General features: G+C 47.6%; 18 protein-coding genes. 13 read left to right on the forward strand and 5 right to left on the reverse strand.

All coding sequences use genetic code 11. The features are described 5' to 3' along the window. Nucleotides 1-5: 5 nt before the first annotated feature. Together ASG89_RS15980 and ASG89_RS15985 are read right to left on the reverse strand one after the other, a co-directional pair. The gene (locus ASG89_RS15980) at nt 6-2,153 is read right to left on the reverse strand and encodes a heavy metal translocating P-type ATPase (protein WP_057311770.1); all 2,148 of its coding nucleotides are present in this window, start codon (nt 2,151-2,153) and stop codon (nt 6-8) included. A 218-nt stretch (nt 2,154-2,371) separates the two neighbouring features. Further along, nucleotides 2,372-3,568, reverse strand: coding sequence for an MFS transporter (locus ASG89_RS15985; protein WP_057311699.1), 1,197 nt, complete (start codon nt 3,566-3,568; stop codon nt 2,372-2,374). Nucleotides 3,569-3,753: 185 nt separating this feature from the next. Between ASG89_RS15985 and ASG89_RS15990 the strand changes: the two genes are divergently transcribed. The 4 genes from ASG89_RS15990 to ASG89_RS16005 all read left to right on the forward strand — a co-directional run bounded on the left by ASG89_RS15990 (nt 3,754) and on the right by ASG89_RS16005 (nt 7,325). Further along, complete coding sequence (locus ASG89_RS15990) at nt 3,754-4,332, forward strand: TetR/AcrR family transcriptional regulator (RefSeq protein ID WP_057311700.1); 579 nt, start codon at nt 3,754-3,756, stop codon at nt 4,330-4,332. Between the two features lie 323 nt (nt 4,333-4,655). After that, the gene (locus tag ASG89_RS15995; RefSeq protein ID WP_082593300.1) at nt 4,656-6,275 is read left to right on the forward strand and encodes an MDR family MFS transporter; all 1,620 of its coding nucleotides are present in this window, start codon (nt 4,656-4,658) and stop codon (nt 6,273-6,275) included. A gap of 6 nt (nt 6,276-6,281) precedes the next feature. After that, a complete protein-coding gene (locus ASG89_RS16000; RefSeq protein ID WP_057311701.1) occupies nt 6,282-6,890 on the forward strand; it encodes a PadR family transcriptional regulator in 609 nt (202 codons plus the stop codon). 111 nt (nt 6,891-7,001) lie between these two features. Continuing rightward, a complete protein-coding gene (locus tag ASG89_RS16005) occupies nt 7,002-7,325 on the forward strand; it encodes a metal-sensitive transcriptional regulator (protein ID WP_057311702.1) in 324 nt (107 codons plus the stop codon). A gap of 66 nt (nt 7,326-7,391) precedes the next feature. On the opposite strand, the gene ASG89_RS37150 is transcribed toward ASG89_RS16005, so the two are convergent. Further along, nucleotides 7,392-7,550, reverse strand: a complete 159-nt coding sequence (locus ASG89_RS37150) for a hypothetical protein (RefSeq protein WP_200963488.1) — start codon at nt 7,548-7,550, stop codon at nt 7,392-7,394. 278 nt (nt 7,551-7,828) lie between these two features. Between ASG89_RS37150 and ASG89_RS16010 the strand changes: the two genes are divergently transcribed. From ASG89_RS16010 to ASG89_RS16020, 3 genes are read left to right on the forward strand one after another with little or no spacing between them, the layout of a single operon-like run. Further along, nucleotides 7,829-8,029 carry a copper ion binding protein gene (locus ASG89_RS16010; protein WP_057311703.1) on the forward strand — a complete coding sequence of 67 codons (201 nt, stop codon included), beginning with the start codon at nt 7,829-7,831 and terminating at the stop codon, nt 8,027-8,029. A 41-nt stretch (nt 8,030-8,070) separates the two neighbouring features. After that, nucleotides 8,071-10,497, forward strand: a complete 2,427-nt coding sequence (locus ASG89_RS16015; RefSeq protein WP_321166511.1) for a heavy metal translocating P-type ATPase — start codon at nt 8,071-8,073, stop codon at nt 10,495-10,497. A 13-nt stretch (nt 10,498-10,510) separates the two neighbouring features. Further along, on the forward strand, nt 10,511-11,380 hold the full coding sequence (locus ASG89_RS16020; protein WP_235549787.1) for a hypothetical protein: 870 nt from the start codon (nt 10,511-10,513) through the stop codon (nt 11,378-11,380). 73 nt (nt 11,381-11,453) lie between these two features. Here ASG89_RS16020 and ASG89_RS16025 read toward each other — a convergent pair whose 3' ends face one another. Further along, nucleotides 11,454-12,680 carry a BNR-4 repeat-containing protein gene (locus ASG89_RS16025; protein ID WP_057311705.1) on the reverse strand — a complete coding sequence of 409 codons (1,227 nt, stop codon included), beginning with the start codon at nt 12,678-12,680 and terminating at the stop codon, nt 11,454-11,456. Between the two features lie 204 nt (nt 12,681-12,884). On the opposite strand from ASG89_RS16025, the gene ASG89_RS16030 reads away from it, so the two are divergent. The 3 genes from ASG89_RS16030 to ASG89_RS16040 are packed head-to-tail and all read left to right on the forward strand — an operon-like array spanning nt 12,885 to nt 17,475. Continuing rightward, nucleotides 12,885-13,895: an aldo/keto reductase gene (locus tag ASG89_RS16030; RefSeq protein ID WP_057311706.1), complete on the forward strand. Its 1,011-nt coding sequence runs from the start codon at nt 12,885-12,887 to the stop codon at nt 13,893-13,895. Continuing rightward, entirely contained in the window at nt 13,892-14,605 is a 714-nt protein-coding gene (locus ASG89_RS16035; RefSeq protein ID WP_057311707.1) for an SGNH/GDSL hydrolase family protein, read from the forward strand. Before ASG89_RS16030 ends, ASG89_RS16035 begins: the two co-directional genes overlap by 4 nt. 26 nt (nt 14,606-14,631) lie before the next feature. Continuing rightward, complete coding sequence (locus tag ASG89_RS16040) at nt 14,632-17,475, forward strand: family 78 glycoside hydrolase catalytic domain (protein ID WP_057311708.1); 2,844 nt, start codon at nt 14,632-14,634, stop codon at nt 17,473-17,475. Between the two features lie 33 nt (nt 17,476-17,508). Here the strand turns inward: ASG89_RS16040 and ASG89_RS16045 are convergent, their stop codons facing one another. Beyond that, nucleotides 17,509-18,396 carry a helix-turn-helix transcriptional regulator gene (locus ASG89_RS16045; RefSeq protein ID WP_082593302.1) on the reverse strand — a complete coding sequence of 296 codons (888 nt, stop codon included), beginning with the start codon at nt 18,394-18,396 and terminating at the stop codon, nt 17,509-17,511. A gap of 177 nt (nt 18,397-18,573) precedes the next feature. Between ASG89_RS16045 and ASG89_RS16050 the strand changes: the two genes are divergently transcribed. From ASG89_RS16050 to ASG89_RS16060, 3 genes are read left to right on the forward strand one after another with little or no spacing between them, the layout of a single operon-like run. Further along, complete coding sequence (locus tag ASG89_RS16050; RefSeq protein WP_057311710.1) at nt 18,574-19,371, forward strand: phytanoyl-CoA dioxygenase family protein; 798 nt, start codon at nt 18,574-18,576, stop codon at nt 19,369-19,371. Nucleotides 19,372-19,385: 14 nt separating this feature from the next. After that, complete coding sequence (locus tag ASG89_RS16055; protein WP_057311711.1) at nt 19,386-20,537, forward strand: trans-sulfuration enzyme family protein; 1,152 nt, start codon at nt 19,386-19,388, stop codon at nt 20,535-20,537. A 59-nt stretch (nt 20,538-20,596) separates the two neighbouring features. Continuing rightward, the gene (locus tag ASG89_RS16060; RefSeq protein ID WP_057311712.1) at nt 20,597-22,447 is read left to right on the forward strand and encodes a heparinase II/III domain-containing protein; all 1,851 of its coding nucleotides are present in this window, start codon (nt 20,597-20,599) and stop codon (nt 22,445-22,447) included. Nucleotides 22,448-22,470 lie beyond the last annotated feature (23 nt).

A 22,470-nucleotide genomic window follows, 5' to 3' on the forward strand; every position in this document is an offset into this window, starting at 1 on the left:
TTTTTTCATGATTTCTTCTGTATCAATACGGTTAAACTGACCAGCGTAACAAAGATCGTAGCGCCCATATCAGATAAGATGGCAATCCATAAGGTAAGCAATCCTGGAATTGTGAGTAACAAGGCAATAAGTTTTAATCCAAGAGCAACGATGATGTTAAATCGAATGACGGAATTAACCCTTTTAGAAATAGAGACGGCTTCAGGAAGTTTCCCTAAATGATCCTGCATGAGCACGATATCCGCAGTTTCAATAGCGCTATCGGTTCCTTTTCCCATCGCTATGCCTAGTTGAGCGGACGCCAGGGCAGGGGCATCGTTAATACCATCGCCAATCATCGCGACACGACCGTTTTTAGCTAGCTCTTTAATTTTATTTACTTTGTCTTCAGGGAGAAGTCCGCCGAAGTAGGAAGTCACGCCAACAATATTGGCTACTTTTTCAGCTGTCTTTTGATGATCACCAGTTAACATTACCGTACGTTTTATGCCAGCACGATGCAGGGCTTCAATAACAGACTTGCTTTCTTCTCGGATCTCATCACTTATGCCGAACATGCCGAGAACTTGTTGATTGTCAGCAACGACTACGAGTGTTAACCCTTGTTCCTTCAAATCGTTAATTTGTTGTTGAATATCCTTAGGAATTTCAATATGCTCCATACTTTTTTCATTGCCGAGCCAATATCGCTTTCCTTGTACGAGCGCCACGATGCCGCGGCCAGAAACAGTTTGGATTTCATCCGGTGCTGGCACATCAATTGCGCTTTCGTTAATTTTCTTCATGATTGCTTTAGCTAGAGGATGGGAAGATGATTTTTCTATAGATCCTGCGACCATAAGGAATTGATCTTCATCAAACACTATGGTCTTTTCGACATGTGGTTCACCCTTTGTTAAAGTGCCCGTTTTATCAAAAGCGAGCGTATCAATTTTGCCAAGCTGCTCCAAAAACACGCCGCCTTTAATCAAAATACCGTTGCGCGCATTTCGGGTAATCCCGGAGACGATGGCGATTGGAGAAGATAGGATAAGCGCACATGGGCAACCCACAATTAACACCGCTAGACCTTGATAAACCCATTTACTCCAGTCGCCACCAAGTAGAAGTGGCGGAATTAAGATAACAAGGGCTGAAATCGCCATAATAATGGGGGTATAGTATTTGGCAAACTTATTAATGAACAATTCGGTAGGTGTTTTGGTCTCTTGTGCTTCTTCAACAAGGTGCAAGATTTTGGCCAATGAGGAATCCTTATATGCCTTCTCAATCCGGATATGAAGAACGCCTTCGTTATTAATACTCCCGCCGAAGACGGGTTCTCCACTAGCCTTTTCAACGGGTAAAGATTCGCCTGTAATAGCGGCTTCATTGACCGAGCTTTTTCCTTCTCTTACCGTACCGTCGGACGGAATTTTCTCTCCTGGTTTTACAACTACCAAGTCTCCAACTTTTAAGGTTGAAATAGGAACAACGGATTCAATGCCATTTTCCAATAGAATGGCTTCTTTGGGTGCTACTTTGAGCAGCGTCTCCATAGATCGGCGAGCTTTTTCCATACCAAGCCCCTCAAGCAGTTCGTTCAGCCCAAAGAGAATGGCGACCAGTGTGGCTTCTTTCCATTCACCTATGGAAACAGCACCAATAAGGGCAATCGTCATTAGCGTATCAATATTAAAACGTAGAGCGAATAAGTTTTTAAGCCCTTTGATAAAAGTGGAGTATCCGCTTAATACGATAGCAATAACATACATGCCAATCTGCTCAGCATCGTTTAATTGATTGTTAAAGATAAATGCCGCGACATAAATAACAAAGGATACAATAAGCAGCTTCATTAATTTGTTAGAACTGCCGTGATCATGACTGTGTGAGTGTCCATCGCCATGATCATGAGAGTGATTATGCTTATGATCATGATCCCTATGCTCATGTGTATGCTGATTATGATGCTCATGAGTACGATCAATAAAAGCATTGTCTGATTTAAGAATTCGTTCTACAGCTGTTAAAGAGACGCGGGGATCAAGTTTTAACTTACCGGAATTATAACTAAGTGTTGCAGACTCACCGTATTCCAGCATTTTTATCTGCTGTTCCAGTCCCATTGCACAATTACCGCAAGAGAGGCCGTTCACTCGATATTCACTCATCGTGAACCCTTCTTTCATTAACATATGATTATATGCTCATATAATATGCGAATAGTAAGTTTATGTCAAACTTAACTTCGGTATGTTTGCCCTTTTTTAGCCGAAATTATAATATATTCAATATTAGAAGAAGGCATAAGAAGGCATAAGAAGGCATATGGAATGCAATTGCTGCAGTCCATATGCCTTCTTCTTAGTAGTTGAGTTTGTCCGGTACTTTAAGCAGTAGCTTTGGATTCAGTGAAAAAGTATAACAGTGCAAGGAAAGGAAGCAAGGCACCGATCCAAGCGGTTATCACCCAACCCCCATGCGCATAGGTTAGGCCACCTACGAACGATCCTACGGCTCCCCCGATAAAGAAGATGGCCATGAAAAGGCCGTTGAGCCGCCCTCTCGTTTCATTCCCCAGTGAATAGATCGCCCGTTGTCCGACAACGAGATTGCCAGAAACAGCCATATCTAATGTAATCGCTGCAAGGGCAAGTAAGATGAGTGAAACATTGGATTTACTGTGAACAAGTGCAAGCATAATGAAAGATAGAACAGCCATTGTTATGGCACTGAGCGTAAGCGCTCGGGTCCAGTTTTTATCAGCCAACCTTCCTGCGATTGGAGCTGCAATAGCTCCGGCAACACCTACTAAGGCAAACAACGCTATCCCCTGCTGAGACATCCCGTATTCGTCCGCTAACCGCAATGGAACTGTCGTCCAGAATAAGCTGAATGCGCCGAATAGGCTAGCCTGATAGAAGGCACGACGTCGGAGTAAAGGTGTTTGTTTGAATAATCGGAGTAGAGAAGCCACCAGTTGTCCATAGGTTAGACCTTTCCCCGGCCGCCGTTCAGGCAACCGACGAAGCAGCAAAAGCCCCAACAGTACCATGATTCCAGCCGATATGGCAAAGATCGCTTGCCACCCCCACACGCCAGCGATTAAGCTTGCAATCGGACGCGCCAACATGATGCCGAGCAAGAGCCCGCTCATCACATTGCCGACCACGCTGCCACGCTGCTCTTCGGTTGATAAATAAGCGGCGAAGGGCACAAGAATCTGCGCGACAACAGAACTTAGCCCAATCATCAGAGCTGCGGTCATGAACAGAAGTGACCCTTTGGAAAAGGCAGCAATAAGTAAGGCGAGCACTATAAAAACGAGCAGGGAAACGATAAGTCGGCGATTCTCTAGCATATCACTCAAAGGCACGATGAATAGTAAGCCAGCGACATAACCAATTTGCGTAATGGTTACTATAAGCCCCGCGATTCCGGAAGGAAGGTCCAAATCCGAGCTGATGGGGCCAACAAGTGTTTGTGAGTAATAGAGGTTGGCAGCAATAAGACCGCATGCCGCGGCTAGAAGAAACATCATGCCTTTTGAAATGCTGTTGGAATCATGAACATTCGATTGCATCATAGTCATCACCCTTTGTCAGTTATGAAAAAAAAATGCTAATTACTGAACGGTCCGTTTGCTTATTCGGATGAGATTAATATATACTGAACGTATCGTTTTGTAAATAGGGGTATTTATAACTTTATCCAGATTAAGAAACTTATTATACTAAGTTATAGATATTTACGAATGAAGGAGAGACTATGATGTCATCGAAAAGAGGAAGACCACGAGATCCGAATACTCAAAAGTCCATTCTGGTTGCTTCCTACGAACTTCTTTTGCTGCATGGATTCAAAGGTGTCACGGTCGAGAAGATTGCGGAACGCGCGGGAGTCAGTAAAGCTACTATTTACAAATGGTGGCCTAATAAAGCCGCTGTGGTGATGGATGGTTTCTTGGACGCGGCAACCGACAGGCTGCCAGTCCCTGATTCTGGTAACGTATTCGAAGACGTGTTAATCCATACTACAAACTTATGTAAATTCATGGTTAGTCAAGAAGGGCATATGATTGCAGCGCTAATCGGCGAGGGTCAAGTGGATCCTGTCTTAATTGAAGCCTGCCGGTCTCGCTATATCCTGCCTCGCAGGTCAGAAGCTCTTACGATTTTGAATAAAGGGGTAGAACGAGGAGAATTGAGAAAGGAGCTTGATTTAGCGATCTGTGTTGACTTGATTTATGGTCCTCTTTTTTATCGCCTGCTTGTTACGGGAGAACCATTGCACGATACGTTGGTAAAACAACTGGTTGAAGTTGCATTTTATGGATTAAATCATCGTTGATGTTTCCCCCAATTATTTATCGGAAGAGTAGTATCCGCCTAATACGAATGCTGAGGTTTTCGCGGCAATTTGGAGAAATTACTTGGTCGCCCAGCAACACCAATTAAAGAGGCTTTGAGCCAAATTGTTAGTCAAATTTCTAACTTGAGGAATTAATTTTGGGAGGGACATAAGTCCCTCTCTTTTTTTTGGATTTATATGATGATGGAATAAAATTGCGCGGCTCTTTTTCATTTCATATTGCTATTAACTCAAATTTGAGTATAATTACAAAAGGTAATCAAATTTGAGTAAAACTTTGAAATGAAAGGATTGAAAAATCTGTGGACGCTAATCGCAGTAATGTAAAGCTTGTCATCGCAGGTCTGCTTCTCGGCTTGTTTATCGCCGCGCTCGATCAGACGATTGTATCGACGGCTATGGGCACGATTATTAAACAACTTGGAGGGTTGGATAAATTTATATGGGTGTATTCCGCCTATATGATCGCTATGGTTGTCTCCACACCGATCTTCGGTAAGCTCTCGGATATGTTTGGGCGCAAGTCGTTCTTTATAATCGGGCTTGTTCTCTTTATGCTTGGATCCATCCTTTGTGGAACTGCGCAAAATATGATGCAGCTTATCATTTATCGTGCCATCCAAGGGATTGGCGGCGGGGCGCTGATGCCGATTGTATTTACGATTATTTTCGACTTGTTCCCAGCTGAGAAACGCGGCAAGATGATGGGGCTCTTCGGTGCTGTATTCGGTATTTCAAGCGTGTTTGGCCCTATTCTAGGCGGAGTGATAACGGATAATATCAGCTGGCGCTGGATTTTCTACATCAATGTTCCTCTAGGTATTCTTTCTCTGCTTTTCATTGCTAATGCGTATCATGAGAATAAAAATACACGTAAACAATCGATCGACTGGATCGGTGCGATTACGCTTACAGGCTGTGTGCTTTTCCTGATGTTCGGTCTTGAGCTTGGTGGAACGGACGGATGGGCATGGGACTCTGTGAAAACGATATCTCTTTTCATCGCATGCGTTGTATTCCTTATTGCTTTCTTCCTTGCTGAAAGAGTTGCGAAAGATCCAATCATTAAGCTGAGTCTATTCAAAAATAAGGTGTTCACGAGCAGTATGGTCATCTCGATGCTTTATGGCGGCGTGATGATCGCTGCGGCTTCTTATATTCCGCTGTTCATTCAAGGCGTATTCCACAAAACGGCTACACAAACGAGCACGGTCATGATTCCGATGATGCTTGGTGTTGTGGCGAGCAGTCAAATTGGTGGGCGTGTTGTGACGAAGTTCCGCTATCGTGACGTTATGCTGGTATCTGCGCTGACACTAATTATCGGTATTTCACTACTCGGTTTCGTGATGGACTCGGCATCAAGCCGTCTCGTCATTTCACTCTTTATGATCATCGTAGGGCTTGGAATCGGGGTTTCCTTCTCCCTGTTGAACATTTCAACACTGAATGCTGTGCCTCCGCAATATAAAGGGACTTCATCGTCCTTGATTACGTTCTTCCGCACAATCGGCTCTGCGCTTGGTATTACCGTTTTCGGTGCCATTCAGAAATCTGTGTTCCAAACGGATATTAAGCTGTTGCCGAATCTGAATCCTCAGTTGGCTGAACAGATTAAAGGCGGTCAAGCGCTGCTTGATCCAACCGTTCAGAAACAAATGGGCCTTAGCGCGGATGTTGTGCAAGTGATGCTGCAACAATTTGCAAACTCGGTCATTGCTATTTTTCAATGGTCGCTCCTTCTGCCGTTGGTTGCGCTGATTTTTGTATTTCTGATGGGACGCGCGCGCTTAGAGTTGAATAAAACGGGAGCTCCTGGAGGTCCAGGCGGCCCTGGTACACAAGGTGGTCCAGGTAAACCTGGTTCTCCAGGTGGTGGAGGTGGCGGCGGCAAGCCCGAGCCTTCTTATAACGGAGGATAAGACCTCATGTCGATCAGGCTTTTAATTCTAGGTTTGCTAATGGAGCGGGACATGCATCCCTATGAGATTCGGCAAACCATCAAGCAGCGCAACTGGAGCGAAAGCTTCAAGCTCAGGGACGGGTCACTTTATTATGCTGTGGATCAACTACGTGAGGATGGCCAGATCGAAGCGGCAGAAGTTGTCGCGATTCAAGGAAATAACAGGCCAGATAAGACCATTTACCGAATCACGACTCGTGGACGCGAAGCCTTCTTGAAGCTGCTCGAGGAGCAGTTTAAGCTAACTTCGTATCCACAGCATCCGCTCTTCCTCGCCATGCCGTTTGTTCGCCACGGTGACCCCGCTATGATTGAGGATCTCATCATGAAGCAGCTAGACGTGTGTGAAACACGCATAGCTCGCATGCAAGCGGTATTGGAGCTGAAAGGGGATTTCCTCCCTCGCGGAAGTTTGCTCATGATCCAAGGTTTCATTCAATTTGGTGAAACGGAGAAGCTGTGGTTGATGAGCTTGCTTGAGGAAGCGCGTTCGGGGAAATTGTTTGAGGTGTATAAGTTAACGAACGAACAAAGGGAGCTCTTGGAGTCAAGGTCGAAGGATTTCAAAAAGTAGGGAATGGAGAAGCCGCCCGCGGCTTCTTTTTGTAGTCACAATCTTTATTTTTTTGCCCTTTGCATAGGGTGGGGGGCTATGATAGAATGCAATCATTAGGGAGTGATTGTGATGACAGAAGAGAGCAACACACACGAGATGTGTGGAACATCTAGCGAACGCAAGAGCCACCATTCAGAGAAAGCCAAGAGTAATCTGATCACCCGACTGAACCGGATCGAGGGGCAAATTCGTGGGGTTAAGGGGCTTATTGAGAAGGATACGTATTGTGATGATGTGCTGAATCAGATTTCATCCATCCAATCCGCGTTAAATGGGGTAAGTAAGCAATTACTTGAGCATCATATGAAGAGCTGTGTCATTGATCGCATTCAAGAAGGCGATGAAGAAGTTATAATCGAGTTACTAACGACGATAAATAAATTGATGAAATAAGGGACCGAGATGTCCTGCCAATGTATGTAAAAGGACTTCATCCTATAGATGAGGTCCTTATGTGAGTTATTTCTTGATAAGGTTCAAATGAAGCGCTTGCTGTTCCGTTAGAATAAACTCCTGTTGAGGCCATATGTCTTCATCTGCATCTCTACCGAAGAGACGAAGGAGCTCTAACCACACCCCTTTTTCTATAGCCTCTGCAGCTGTGATCATGATCTTCATATTAAAACACCTCCTGTGTTTAATTACACGAAGCTATTGTTTTTAAACCAATTAGGCAGGATATTCCGAAGGTGCTTTATGGAATAGGATATGCTCAAAGGTACGAAATCATCCTCTTAAAGTCAGCTATAATCGAAATTGGTATACAACTGCAACACTGTGGGAACGTAGGTGGATGGCAATGCAATGGGGAACCCTCAGACACGTTATGTCTTTGACTTGACAAATATAGGGTAGGGGGGTATACTAAGTAAAAAACATATAAAGGAGAATGAAGAATGTCAAATGTAACGTTAAAAGTAGCAGGCATGTCTTGTAATCACTGTGTAAACTCTGTTGAGGGAGCTCTGAAAACAATAGGCGCTACAGGGAAAGTGGACTTAGCGAGCGGAACGGTCCATGTGGAATTTGATGAAACTAAGCTGACGCAAGATGCGATTAAAGAAGCAATTGAAGATCAAGGCTACGACGTCAACTAAAAGAGGTGTAGATGATGCAAACTGCTGATACTGCAACAGATATGAAGCAAACATCACTGCAGATCACAGGTATGACATGCACCGCCTGTGCGAATCGGATTGAAAAGGGTTTGAACAAGCTGGAAGGGGTCACGGAAGCCAATGTTAATTTCGCGATGGAGCGAGCAACGGTAACTTATGACCCCAGTCGCATCGATGCTGCCAAGATGGAACTAAGGATACAGAAACTAGGCTATGATACGGCGAAGGAAGCCGTTGATTTGCAGCTTGAAGGCATGACCTGCGCGGCCTGTGCTCAGCGAATTGAGAAGACATTGAACAAGTTGCCTGGTGTGAGGACGGCTACGGTTAATTTTGCGATGGAAACGGCCCATGTCGTGTACAATCCAGCCGAGCTTACGATATCTGATATGCAGAAGCGGGTGGTGAAGCTCGGCTACAAAGCAGTTCCTAAACAAGAGCAAGGCGACCCCTCAGCGCACAGACAACAGGAGATTAGTAAGCAAAAGCGTAAGCTTCTCTTATCTGCGATCCTCTCATTGCCGTTACTGTGGTCGATGGTCAGCCACTTTTCGTTTACCACATGGATTTGGATACCAGAGTTGTTCATGAATCCGTGGTTTCAATTAATTATGGCAACGCCGGTTCAGTTTTATATCGGAAGACAATTCTATGAAGGTGCTTATAAAGCGCTGCGCAATGGCTCTGCCAACATGGATGTACTGGTTTCACTAGGAACGTCAGCAGCTTACTTTTATAGTCTGTATTTGACGATCGATTGGGTTATCAGGGGGGCCAGCGTACATCACGGACCGTCTCTGTACTATGAAACAAGCGCTGTGCTGATTACGTTAGTTATCATGGGGAAACTGATTGAAGCGCTAGCTAAGGGACGGACATCGGAAGCGATTAAGTCTTTGATGGGGCTGCAAGCGAAGACAGCATTGGTCATCCGCGAAGGTCAAGAGCTCATCATACCTATTGAAGAAGTGATGACGGGGGACATCGTGCTCGTCCGTCCGGGAGATAAAATACCGGTGGACGGAGAAGTGCTCGAAGGTCTATCTTCCGTGGATGAATCGATGCTCACAGGCGAAAGTCTGCCCGTAGCAAAGGTACCTGGTGATGCGGTTATTGGAGCAACCATTAACAAAAATGGCATGCTGCGCATCCAAGCAACGAAGGTCGGGAAAGAAACGGCGCTGGCACAAATTATTAAAGTCGTCGAGGAAGCGCAGGGCTCGAAAGCGCCGATCCAACGGGTAGCCGATGTCATTTCGGGGATTTTCGTCCCTATCGTAGTGGGGATCTCACTCATCGCTTTTCTAGTCTGGTATTTCGTGGTGACGCCGGGGGATTTTGCAGGTGCGTTGGAGAAAGCAATAGCGATCTTAGTGATTGCCTGTCCTTGTGCGCTAGGCTTAGCGACGCCAACTTCGATTATGGCGGGATCAGGGCGCTCAGCTGAACTGGGTATTTTATTTAAAGGCGGCGAGCATCTGGAGAAGACGCATCAGATTGATGTGGTCATTTTAGATAAAACAGGTACTGTCACGCAAGGAAAGCCAGCTCTTACGGATGTGTATGCTGAGGGGGATGAAGCGGAATTCCTACGACTTGTAGGCGCCGCGGAGAATAATTCGGAGCATCCCCTTGCTGAAGCCATTGTTGCAGGGATTAGAGAGAAGGGTATTGAACTACCCGCGGTAGAAGCCTTCGAAGCCATCCCCGGCTATGGCATTAAAGCTGTCGTTGAAGGAAAAGAGCTGCTCATAGGAACACGACGTCTTATGGAGCAACTCGGTGTAGATGCACAGGGTGCTTATGACACGATGTCGCAGCTTGAGGAGTCTGGTAAAACAGCTATGCTTGTTGCCATTAATAAAGGGTACGGGGGTATAGTAGCTGTAGCGGATACGGTGAAAGAAACGTCTCATGCCGCGGTTAGCCGTTTGAAGGCTATGGGCATTCAAGTGATCATGATCACTGGCGATAATGAGCGCACGGCAAATGCGATTGCTGCTCAAGTGGGTATTGAGCATGTCCGTGCTGAAGTTCTACCTGAGGGTAAGGCGGAAGAAGTGAAGAAACTTCAGGCGCTAGGCAAGAAAGTAGCGATGGTTGGAGATGGTATTAATGATGCACCAGCGCTTGCAACGGCTGACATCGGGATGGCGATCGGAACAGGAACGGACGTGGCTATGGAAGCTGCTGATGTAACGTTGATGCGTGGTGACTTATCCAGCATACCGGATGCGATCTACATGAGCCGCCAAACGATGCGCAACATCAAACAAAATTTGGTCTGGGCACTCGGATACAATACGTTAGGGATACCCATTGCTGCGCTTGGTTTATTGGCGCCTTGGGTGGCGGGGCTAGCGATGGCACTAAGTTCGGTTTCTGTCGTTCTTAATGCACTACGTCTTCAACGTGTGAAGATCCGTAACGAATTGTCCAAGGTATAGGAGAGAGAAGCGCGTGAATATTCAGAAAATAGGACTTATCTCAGCTGTGCTCGCAGTACTGCTTCTGAGCGCATGCGGCAGTGTAAGAGAGGCCTCGGGCAAGAGCCAGCATGGCAGTCATGAGGCAGCCTCCAGCCCAGCAGGTGCAAGTGAACACGGTGGACACGGGGGCGAAACGCCGAAGCCGGCATCCACGAACATGAAAGCTTCGTTTGCGTTCGGATCGACAGGTCTGAAAGCGAAGGAGAAGTCGGAATTAACGATCCTAATTACGGACGATACCGGCAAACCAGTCACTGATTATCAAGTGAATCATGAGAAATTGCTGCACTTGATTATAGTTAATCACAATCTATCGTCGTTTCAACACATCCATCCGGCCTACCAAGGAAATGGCAAGTTTACGGTCAGCGCAAGCTTCGATGCAGGTGGGGACTATAAGCTTATCGCTGATTTTATCCCTACTGGCGGAAGTAGCACCACGCTTAGTCAATGGGTCAAAGTGGCCGGTAAAGAGGCGGAGCATACCGTGCTTAAAGCGGACGCCAAACTACGACAAGAGGTTAGCGGTAAAGCCGTTGAGCTTTCTCTGAGCAGCACGAAGCCCAAAGAAGACGTGACGCTTACTTTTACGATTCGAGATGCTCAGACGAACAAAGAGATCACGAATCTGCAGCCTTACTTAGGCGCTGTAGGTCATGTTGTGATTCTGTCAGCCGATGCCGAGCAGTACATTCATGTACATCCCCTTGCGGAGAAGGCGACAGGCCCTGTTGCTAAATTCGCGACTTCCTTCCCAGAAGCAGGAATCTATAAGCTGTGGGGACAATTCCAGCATAACGGAGAAGTGTTTACAGTGCCTTTTGTCGTTGAGGTGAAATGAGCCAAAATAAGAACATGAAGAAAGCCCTTGCGTCCTTCCATAAGAAGGATGAGGGGCTTATTTGTTGTGTAACCTACCGTTTCCCCTTAACCAACTTCATCTTCAAAGCCGTCTCATAGTTCGTAAAATGCACATAATCCCCATGCATCCACAGAAGGAGAGCGTCATCTTGGCCGTTGCTCCTAGCGAGGACGGGTCTCACGTTGTTGCGTGAAGAACCGCTGGTCACGGCAGTTGCTACCCACGTTTTACCATAATCGGCCGTATGCCAATGCTCAATTTCGAATATACCATTCACTGAACGAGACAGGTAAACGTTGGCCGGGTTGGCATGATCAAGTATAAGACCGCCGGAGTAGAAGGGCTCCCGTTCCACGGCGCCTTGCTCGGTTTGCGGAAACCAAGAGCCGGTGGCTGTCATTTCATGATTCTCCCAGGAATCTCCGTTCCAATAGCTGTACCAATAGCGGTGGTCCGTATTGGCGTGAAAGACGACATATACGATGACGGGACGACCATCAGCATCTACTGTGATATCCCAGATCCAAGCCTTCGCATCGTGCAGGATTCCGTCGAACACCACATCGGCTTCACGAGGAAGCATAGGCAGGTTAGCTAACGATTTAATGGTTGAACCATCCGCATGATAGAGGTTTCCGTCTTGGATGCAAGCGCAGTAGATGCTGTTATGCGGTTCTATATTGGGGTGTCCGTCGGTAAAAGCGAACCAGATGGTATCCTCCCCATTGCCAGCGTACTTGACGTAAGGGCGGGCTCCGTCTCCCATTATTAAGGTTTGGGGTTCTGACCATATCCCCTCTGTATCGGGTAAGAAACTGAAATTGGGTTTGAAATTACCGCCACGCCAGAACAAATACTGTTGCTGTTCCTGACGGAGATATATCGGATTGGGGTAGGTATAGCCGTGCATGCCGCTCGTATTCTCCGGAAGTTCTTGTTCGGCGCTAAAGGATGCGATATCCTCTGCCGTTTCCATCTGACGGTAATACATCGTCTTCCCATTATGAGCAGAATAGTAGATGATCGCACGTCCATCGGAAGGGATATACAGCGCGGGATTCGCATGGTCATCCTGCTGCAGACTTGGCTTCATCATGACGGAGTTGACGGACCCGTCACGATGATCATAAGTCCCGATCATGACGTGGCCCTGCTTCGTTAACCAACCAACATAGGTACGGTCCTGTTGCCCAACATAACGGACTGCCCGCGGGTCAGCGAAGAAACACCACGCCCCATCCTCGGTAAAACTTGAATGATTTTCTCCTTGCATAGCCATTCATTTCTCCTTCCTATACGTTTCGTCCCTGCATGCACGCGGATGCGGGATACATGGAATGTCCAGAATTTCCTACATTCTACCGCATCCTTTAGGAGCTGTGAAGCTCGAATTTAGCGTGTTTTTTCTGGCAGATCGACCAAGAAAGTCTCTTCCTAGACGCCTTATACTGAAAGGTGATTTGATGGGAGGAGGCTGCAACTTATGCGATATCGAAAATTTGGTCATACCCAATGGGATATATCTGAGATTGGTTTCGGAGGCTGGCAGATTGGCGGTGGCGGAGCTTTCGGACAAGTGGATGACCGCGATTCAGTTAAAACTCTGCTTGAAGCATGGGAGCGGGGGATCAATCTGGTAGATACGGCTCAAATGTACGGAAAAGGCCACTCTGAGGAAGTCATCGGTAAGGCACTGAAGGAATGGCATCACAATCATATTTATATCGCTACCAAGGTGCAGCCCGTTCAATGGCCGCATCCAAATGAGAATGATCCCGCTATGGCAGGGCGTTATCCCAAAGCTCACATTCGCAAGCAGTGCGAGGACAGCTTGACAAGGCTAGGTGTGGACACGATTGATTTGTATCAGTTGCATGGTTGGTTCCCTCAAGGGCTGGAGGATCGCGAATGGCATGAGGCGTTGACGGAACTCCAGAAGGAAGGCAAAATCCGTGAATTCGGTGTGTCCATTCGCGATTATCGTCCGCAGGACGGTATTGCGCTTGCCGAGGCTGGGCTGATCCAAGCTGAGCAGGTTGTTTATAATATTTTTGAACAGAGGCCGGCGGAGGCACTGTTACCTGCATGTAAGAAGAATGGCGTGGCTGTTCTTGCCCGGGTCCCCTTTGATGAAGGCTCGCTGATCGGCAGCTGGGTACCAGAAACCTACGAGACCTTCGCGCCAGGCGATGTTAGACGGAGCTATTTCAAGGGCGAGCGTTTCCTGCGGACGCTGGAGAAGGTGGATGCGATCAAACGGATGATCCGTGACTACGATGCGACGATGACGCTTGCCGAAGTTGCGCTTCGATTCTGTCTGTCGGATGAGGCTGTAAGCTGTGTCATTCCGGGTATGCGCAACCCTCAGGAAGTGGAACTCAATCTCAAAGTGTCGGACGGAAAGCCATTGCCGACAGAGCTATTGCAGCGATTGAAACCGTTCAATTGGCCACGCAATTATCATAATCCGGATACGTTGGTGGATCCGTTATGAGTGCTTTTGCCAGATTCCAGAAGCGCCTGAAGGAGAAAGCGGACGATGTCCGAGCCCGCCCTGTCACTTACGTTTCTTTCGGTGATAGTGTGACCCAGGGATGTATGGAATACGCTACCATCGAGCATGAGCAAGTCTACCACAATCTGCTTAAGAAGCGGATCGTGCAACGGTATCCTATGACTATTCTGAATGTCATCAATGCTGGCGTATCCGGTGATACGATTGTGAAATCGGAGCCGAGATGGCAGCGAGATGTGATTGCGTATCAACCGGATCTGGTTACGATTGGCTTCGGCGTGAATGATTGTCATGCTGGGGAGGCGGGGCTTGCGTCTTATTTGGAGAAAATGGATGCGTTCGTGCGAACTGTGAAGCGAGATACAGAAGCAGATCTCCTGTTGCTTACGCCAAACATGATGATGTTGCACGACAACGATTCCATGCATGAGAAGGATAGAGCTGTATTGCCTGGCTTCTTAAATGTGGCAGAGAAGGGGTATTTAAGGCTGTATACGCATGCGCTTAGGACGTATTTGGAGCAAGAAAAGCTGGCTTATGTGGACGTATATGCGCTATTCGAGGATTGGTTACTGAAGGGGCAAGAACCTCATGCTAGATTGGCCAATGGCATCAATCACCCGGATCGCGCATTGCATGCCCAACTGGCGGAACGGATCGAAGCCCGGATATTCGAAGCACGCGAATAACTTCAATAGAAAAAGGGGAGAGCCTCATGTTCGAACAGGCGAATTGGATATGGAAGTCAGGAGACCGAAGACCGATTAATGAGCACATCATTTTTCGAAAAACGTTCGTGTACGAGTCTGAGGTATCCAATCGAGCGATGCTGTCGATCTCTGCGGATACCAAATATAGGTTATGGGTAAATGGGACGGAACTTGGAGAAGGTCCTATTCGTTCTACCGCGGATCACTGGTATTACGATGAGTTTGAACTTACGCACCTCTTGCGGCCTGGCACGAATGTGATTGCCGTAAAGGTCTGGCATTACGGCCATTCCAATTATCAATATATAGAGAATGAAGCGGGACTTATTGCTGAATTATCGTTGTATGGCTCCGCAGGCATTCGAGTGATTGGCACAGATGAAACATGGCTTTGTTGCAGGCATGAGGGGTACGAAGTCGATGTCGTTAAGCGTAATGTAAATTTGGGTTGGATGGAAATATTCGATGCCAATGCGCTGAGCGAACAATGGGTACTTCCTGACTACGATGACAGGAGTTGGATGCAGAGTGAAGTTGTTGCTCCTTACGGAGGTGCGCCTTGGGGAGGACTGTACCCCCGCGTCATAGAGCCATTGTCGACACAGATCGTCAGTCCGAAGCAGCTCCTCGCACTGAGTGAAATTGTACCCATCCGCCAAGCGATATCTGTCAATATGCGGGATAATCTGTATCCAGGCTCACGTGATGCCAATGCGAAGATATTCAGCGGATTTTTGGCCGTTAGGCTGGTGGCTGAGGCAGAAACCCGCGGTCGTTTAACGTTCGCACATTCCAAGTGGAACGGCGTCCAGGGGCGATTCAAGATCGATGACCGCTGGCATGTTCATCATGACGAGATACAGCTTGCGGCTGGTGAACATCTATTTATGATGGAGATTTGCGGCGTTCATAATGATTTGTTCTGCCATATGGAATTCGACTTCGATAGGGAACTGGCATTCTCCCATCCTGTGGGTGGCGATCAGCATGCCTCATTCGTAACCATCGGCCCAATCGAGACCATCGAGTCGTATGCCGATGGCTTTCAGCCTGTATACGGGGGCGTTGAGAAGAGAACGGGTCTGAATCATGAGCATCCGCTGCTGCTGGAAATCGGGGCATGCTCCACCTTGGAGGCATTCGAGGCGTACCATGAGATGTGTAAGAATGTTCATCCTAGGCAGGTGCTCGTTAACCAAATGATCTATTCGTTGATGATGCGCAAACGATTCGTTAAGCACTATCCCATTACGAACCAGTTGGAACGAATGCTCCATGACCATCTGCTGCCGACAGTGCTTCCCGTTACCGTGGAAGGTGGGGATATTGAAATCGTATTGGATTTCGGGAAAATTTACGTTGGAACCATTGAACTAGAAGTTGATGCGCCACAAGGGACGGTGATCGATGTCTACGGCTTCGAAAACCGCATCAATGGTGCTAATGCCTATACATCCGGCTGCAATAATTCATTCCGGTACATATGTCGTGAAGGTAGACAGGTGTTCAAGAGCTTTACCCGGATGGGCTTCCGGTATGTGATCGTCACAGTGCGCCAAGCGGATACGCAGATTCGGATTTACCGAATCCAACTGCACCAATCTAGCTACCCAGCCACAGATAAAGCGTTATTCCGCTGCTCAGATCCTCTGTTGAATGATATTTGGGAAATATCCAGGCATACGTCGCATATGTGCATGGAGGATACATTCGTCGATTGCCCCACCTATGAGCAGGTATTCTGGGTAGGGGACTGCCGAGTGAGCGCACTTGTGAACTATCAGTTGTTCGGTTCCTACGAGCTTGTCAGGCATTGCTTGGAAATGGTGCCGCGTTCGCGCAGTCAAAGTCCGCTGCTGCTTGCCTTATTCCCTACGGATTGGCAGGCGGCGATTCCGATGTGGACCTTCAGTTGGATTATTGCCTGTAAGGAGTATGTCGACTATAGCGGCGATCAGACATTCTTCGAGGCCATCTATCCCGAAATCAGGCTAACACTTGAAGTGTATAGGGGATTTCTCAATGAGGATGGCCTGTTTGATACGAGCTCTTGGAATATGCTCGATTGGGCGCCAATCGATATTCCCTCAGTTGGTGTAGTAACTGCCCAGCAGGCGCAATTGGCGCAATGCCACCGAATCGCAGCGGAGATGGCGGAAGCGCTGGGACTTCAAGGCGAAGCGGGGGATCTGCTTCAATATGCAGAGCAGTTGAAGCGAGCGATTGATGAGCATTTATGGGACGATGAGGCTCAGGTTTACCTAGACGGTATCCACCGTAACGGTAAGCCTTCGACGACGACAAGCCTGCAGACACATGTGTTACTGTATTTGGCGGACTGCCTAGGAGAGCGACAGGCAGGCATTATTGAACCTCAGTTGCTGAATCCGCCGGAGGATTGGGTTCAAATTGGCTCTCCGTTCTTCTCGTTCTATTTATTTGAAGTGTGGAGACGTTTCGGTGAACTCGATCGCACACTGGCGCAGATCAAGACAGACTGGGGTCAAATGATCCGATATGGCGCTACGACAACGTGGGAAACCTTTCAAGTATTCCCAAGGAGTCATGCGCATGCATGGTCGGCAGCGCCGGCTTTTGTCCTTGGGAATCAGCTGTTAGGCATTGAGAGAGTAGAGGAGGGCTACCGGAAAATTCGAATCGTCCCGCCTGTGACTGAACTGCTCTGGGCAGAAGGAAGCGTTCCGACGTCTTATGGGCGTATCGATGTATCGTGGTCGAAGGAAGCGGGAAAATGCTTGATGCATGTAACTGTTCCGCTTGATATTAAAGTTGAGGCACACCATGAGCAATTGGCGGATTGGGATATTCAGATTCATGTGATCGGATAAAACCGAAGGGCTCTGTTCAGGCAGGTGCTGCGGTTAATCCTCCTTCTGACTCCTGCGGAATTTCCCCGGTGATATTCCATGCATTTGTTTAAATAGTTTATTGAAAAAACTTAAGTCGTCGAATCCGACCTCTTGGGCAATCTGCAAAATGTTGTTATTGGTAGAAAGCATGAGCTCTTTCGCTATCCGTATGCGAATTTCATTACGGAATTCAATGAATGTCTTGCCCATGTAGAGCTTAAATCGAGATGTGAAAGCAGACTGGCTCATGCCGCACATCTGGCTGACTTGGGCAAGTGACAGCGGATTCGCATGATGCAGCTCGATGAACTCGGCAACACGCTCAATTATTTTATGCTCAGAGGCTAGCGCCGTCATCGGTTTATGCAGCATTTGATCGTAACAGCGGCTGAGGAATACGAACATTTCGATGAGTCTGGTCTTCACGAGCAGGCGATAACCGAGCATCTTCTCGGTGTATTCGCTAAGGATGCGATCAAGCAGCTGTTTCATCTCGATCCTTTGGTGTGGATTCAGTCTGAGATGGGACTGGAAATGCACGGATTGCCGCAGAAAAGGCTCCACATAGAAAAAGTCGACGAACGACGTTACGTTGGATAACGATTGCAGCTCATGACTTAAGATTGAAGGAGCAAACAGTATGTTGTAAACGATGAGATGTTCATCAACGAAATACGCATGCTCGACATCCGGCTCGATGACGAAGACATCACCTTCTTGAATAAGGTATTCCGCTCCTGCATAGATATGGCGACCCGATCCCTCTACCACATACACAAACTCGATGAATTCGTGTGAATGTGGCTGGACGGATTCTTTTTTTTTGAACGTGTACTGCTCGAGATGAAAGGGGAATTCGTACGCTTCCAAGTAAGTTTCATTTGCAAATCGGGTCATCATGCAAGACCTCCGGAAAGGAAGATAAGTGCTTCATTGTCTTTTTATCATAGAGGATATCCAGATAGAAGGAAAGCTGGCAAATCACCTTGAAACTCTGACGGATTCACCAAGTCTGCTCCCTTGTCCACATGATAAAGTGAAATTATAGTACAGAAAGTACAAAAGGAGCTGGCTGCCATGACCAACGCTATTCAATCGCTTTTAACCGCAGAGCAATGCGCATTTTATCAAGAAAACGGATTCGTACAAGTGGATAATGTTCTGAACGAGCAAGAATTAATTGAGCTTCGTCAATACATGGAAGAAGTGATGATCGAGGACTCGGGAGCGCTGTCATTGCAAACGGATAAAAAAGGCGGCAGCTATTACCGCGTGCTTAACCAGCGTGTTAATGTCTGGCGGGACCACGGGGGTATGCATAAGTATTCGTTTAACCAGCGGTTTGCACAAATGGCACTCGAGCTTACGGGGGCTAGCGGCATTCGTCTCTTTCACGATCACGCCCTGTGGAAAATGCCAGGTGATTCCAAGCCAACACCGTGGCATCAAGATTACCCATATTGGCCGATGACAGAACAGGGAGCCATGTCGATATGGATCGCGCTCGATGACGTGGATGAGTCGAATGGTTGCATGATGTTCGTACCGAAATCACAAAATGCCGGTAAACTGAACCATATCGATTTGGCAAATCCACAGGATTTATTCGAGTTCGTGAAGGGGACCGATTATGAGAATGCGAAGCCTGTGAAGGTGTCGTTAAAAGCAGGAAGTTGTACGTTTCATAATGGACTTACCTTTCACTATGCTCATTCGAATGTCACGGATAAACCGAGGCGTGCACTAGCGATCATTTACATGCCGGACGGAACGACCTTCAACGGGAAGAAGCATGCGATCACGATGGATTTGAACTTGCAGGAAAATCAACCATTGGCGGGTCGGATGTTCCCGCTATTAGCCTCCAGATCGTAAGGAGGAGGTCAGCTATGGACAAGGATGATATCACGAGTAAGGAAGACCTTCTTGCTCATCTCGGTGACGACTATGACCGTTATTTGGGTGCCATAGTACCACCTATTTTTCAAAACACGTTGTTCACAAGGAAATCGGCTAATCACGGGTATACGTATACGCGAGTTGCCAACCCGACGACGGAGATAGCTGAGATGAAAATCGCTGCGCTCGAGGGAGGAGAGGAAGCGCGTTGTTTCTCTTCGGGAATGGCGGCTATCAGCGCTGCCTTGTCCTACTATCTCGAGAAAGATAGCCATGTCATATGCCCTCGTGCGGCCTACGTGCCTGCGAAAGCCTTCCTAGAAACTTACATGAAGAAGTTCGGCTGTGAGGTTACGCTCGTATCAGGGGAAAGCATCGAGGAATTCGAACAAGCAATCCGCCCGAATACGAAAGTTATTTATTTGGAAAGTCCGCTGTCGAACATTTTCTCTCTCCAGGATCTGCAGGCAATCTCTGCGTTTGCGAAATCTTACGGGATTGCGACGATTATTGATAATACCTGGGCGACGCCGCTCTATCAGAACCCCCTTGCCTATGGCATTGATCTCGTGGTTCACTCCGCATCGAAGTATTTGGGTGGGCACAGCGATATTCTAGGTGGTGTCATCATAGGCAGTAAGCAGATTCTAGAAACGATTACAAATAACGAAAGAAGTTTGTTTGGGGCTGTTATGGATCCGCACCAATCCTGGCTGCTCATTCGGAGCTTGCGGACCCTCACGGTTCGAATGAGGCAGCATGAGGAGAATGGTAAGAAGGTCGCCGCTTTCCTCGAAGGTCATTCTCAAGTATCCACTGTCTACTATCCAGGCTTGCCCAGCCATCCGCAATACGAGCTTGGGTGCAGGCAGATGTCCGGTTACTCGGGATTGATGAGCTTCGTACCTAAAGGCGACAAGCAGCAGATTATGAAGATGATGAAAAGCTTGCGCTATTTCGAAGAAGGCCCAAGCTGGGGCGGTTTCGAGAGTCTCATCAATTCACCCGGGCTATGGGTCAACGAGGAGACATCTCTCTTGTCAGGAATTCCGATCGGTCTGATGCGTATCTCAGTTGGTCTGGAGAGTGCGGATTCGATTATCGAAGATCTAGATCGCGCACTAATCGGAATGACACGATAGTTTTTAGGCGAAACCGTCGATCGTTAATTGTACGAAGTATAGAGGGGACGAGTGTTAACGTGAGCTATGTACAGGATTGGCAGGCTGTTCAAGAGAAGATTCGGACGGAAGCTTGGGCGAAGATCGTCTATGACACCCTGCTTGAGACCACGGAATGGTGGGTCCATCATTATGCAGATGATCCAGAGAGAATTACGGGATGGGGGCACAACTATTTCTGTGAAGCTTGCGGGAGCAGGATTGATTTTGAGCGGGAGGCCCCTCATGCGAATAGCTGCCGAAGCTGCGGCCACGCCAACAAGGGGGCCCGCTTTGATCAAGCATGGAATTATTTGTACCGGGATGAAGCGCATAAACATGCTTTTTACGCAGGCGTGCTGTATCGGCTCACAGGCGACGATCGTTATCCGGCCTACATCCGCAGGGTGCTGTCATTTTATTGCGATCATTATGAGCAGCTCCAGGTAGATGTTCCCACTGGCTATGCCGGCAAAATAGCCGGCATCTATCTCTGCGATGCGGTCGGAATGATTTGGCTGCTGCAGGGAATGGAGATGATTAAGGAGACGTTAAGATCAGATGAGCTGCGGCGCTACAAAAGCCATCTATTCGACCCCCAGGTAGAGCTGCTGGATAGCCACTGTACGAATATTCACAACATTTCGTGTTGGATGAAGGCAGCAGTGGGCATGACGGGCATGTTCTTCGGTGATAGCAGCTACGTAGAGAGAGCCTTGGAAGGACCATTCGGCTTGCTGCAGCAATTGCAGGAAGGTGTAACAGCGGAAGGATTCTGGTACGAAGGTTCATTTCACTATCATTTCTATTGTGTAGAACCGTTCACTTATTTCCTGTTGTTCGCCCGCATTTATCATGTGACATGTAAGGGAATGGAAGAGATCGTTAAACGGATGTATGTGTTTCCGGCTGAGCTTGTGTTTGATAACGGTGTTTTCCCCAATCCGAATGACGGCTGGCCGAATATCGCACTGACGCACTATGCGGGTCAGTACGAGTACGCGAATCAATTGTTTCCAGATGCAGCCTTCGAGTACGCGCTTTCCAGATCTTACGAGACGTACTACCGACCAACGATGGCCTATGGAGGGATGATCGAGAATTCTCCGGAGGGGTGGGTTCAGCGTCTTCTTTTCGGCAAAGGGAAATACGCTGGGGAAGAGTTGATCCGCTTAACGAAAAATTATCCTGCTTCTCATATTTGCTCGTTACGTGCAGGGAAAACAGTTTTATTTATGAAATACGGACTGAATACGCGGAGCCATGCGCACCCTGATTTAATGAATATCGAGCTATTCGACGCGGATTGCCTATGGTCTCACGATATTTCCTCAAATGGCTATGGCTCTTTCTTGTTTCTAGAGTGGCAGCGGAAGACAATCGCCCATAATACGGTCATCGTCGATGGTGTCGATCAGGTCTGTTCGGAACGGGGAGTTGTGGAACAATTCGATCCGGAGAGAAACCGAATTCGTGCCCAAGCCAAGGAGGTATATCCTGGTGTCGATTATGTGCGCGATATTCAACTTCAAGAAGGATGCCTCTCGGATACGTTTGAGGTCATCAGCGCAGACAAACATCAGACCGATTGGCTGTTTCACTGCCAAGGGAAGATGGAGACGGAGTTCGAAACGCAGCCATGTGCACCAATTGGGAGCGAGTTTGGTTATCAGCATCTCATGAATTTACGTGTATGCACGACGGATGATAGCTGGTCGATACGGTGGGTTATGGCAGAACGCACGTTAACGCTTCGGATGGAAGGGTGCTTGGGTACTGACATTTATGTATTCGAGGGCTATGAAGATACAACAGCTAAGAAACGATCCGGTGTATTAGTGAGAAGGCATGGGTGTGGAGCAGCGTACCGTGCGGTTTATACGATAGAGTGAAAGTATGTCATTTCTTCTTATGG

The sequence above is a fragment of the Paenibacillus sp. Soil766 genome, from assembly GCF_001428105.1.
GTDB lineage: Bacteria > Bacillota > Bacilli > Paenibacillales > NBRC-103111 > Paenibacillus_E.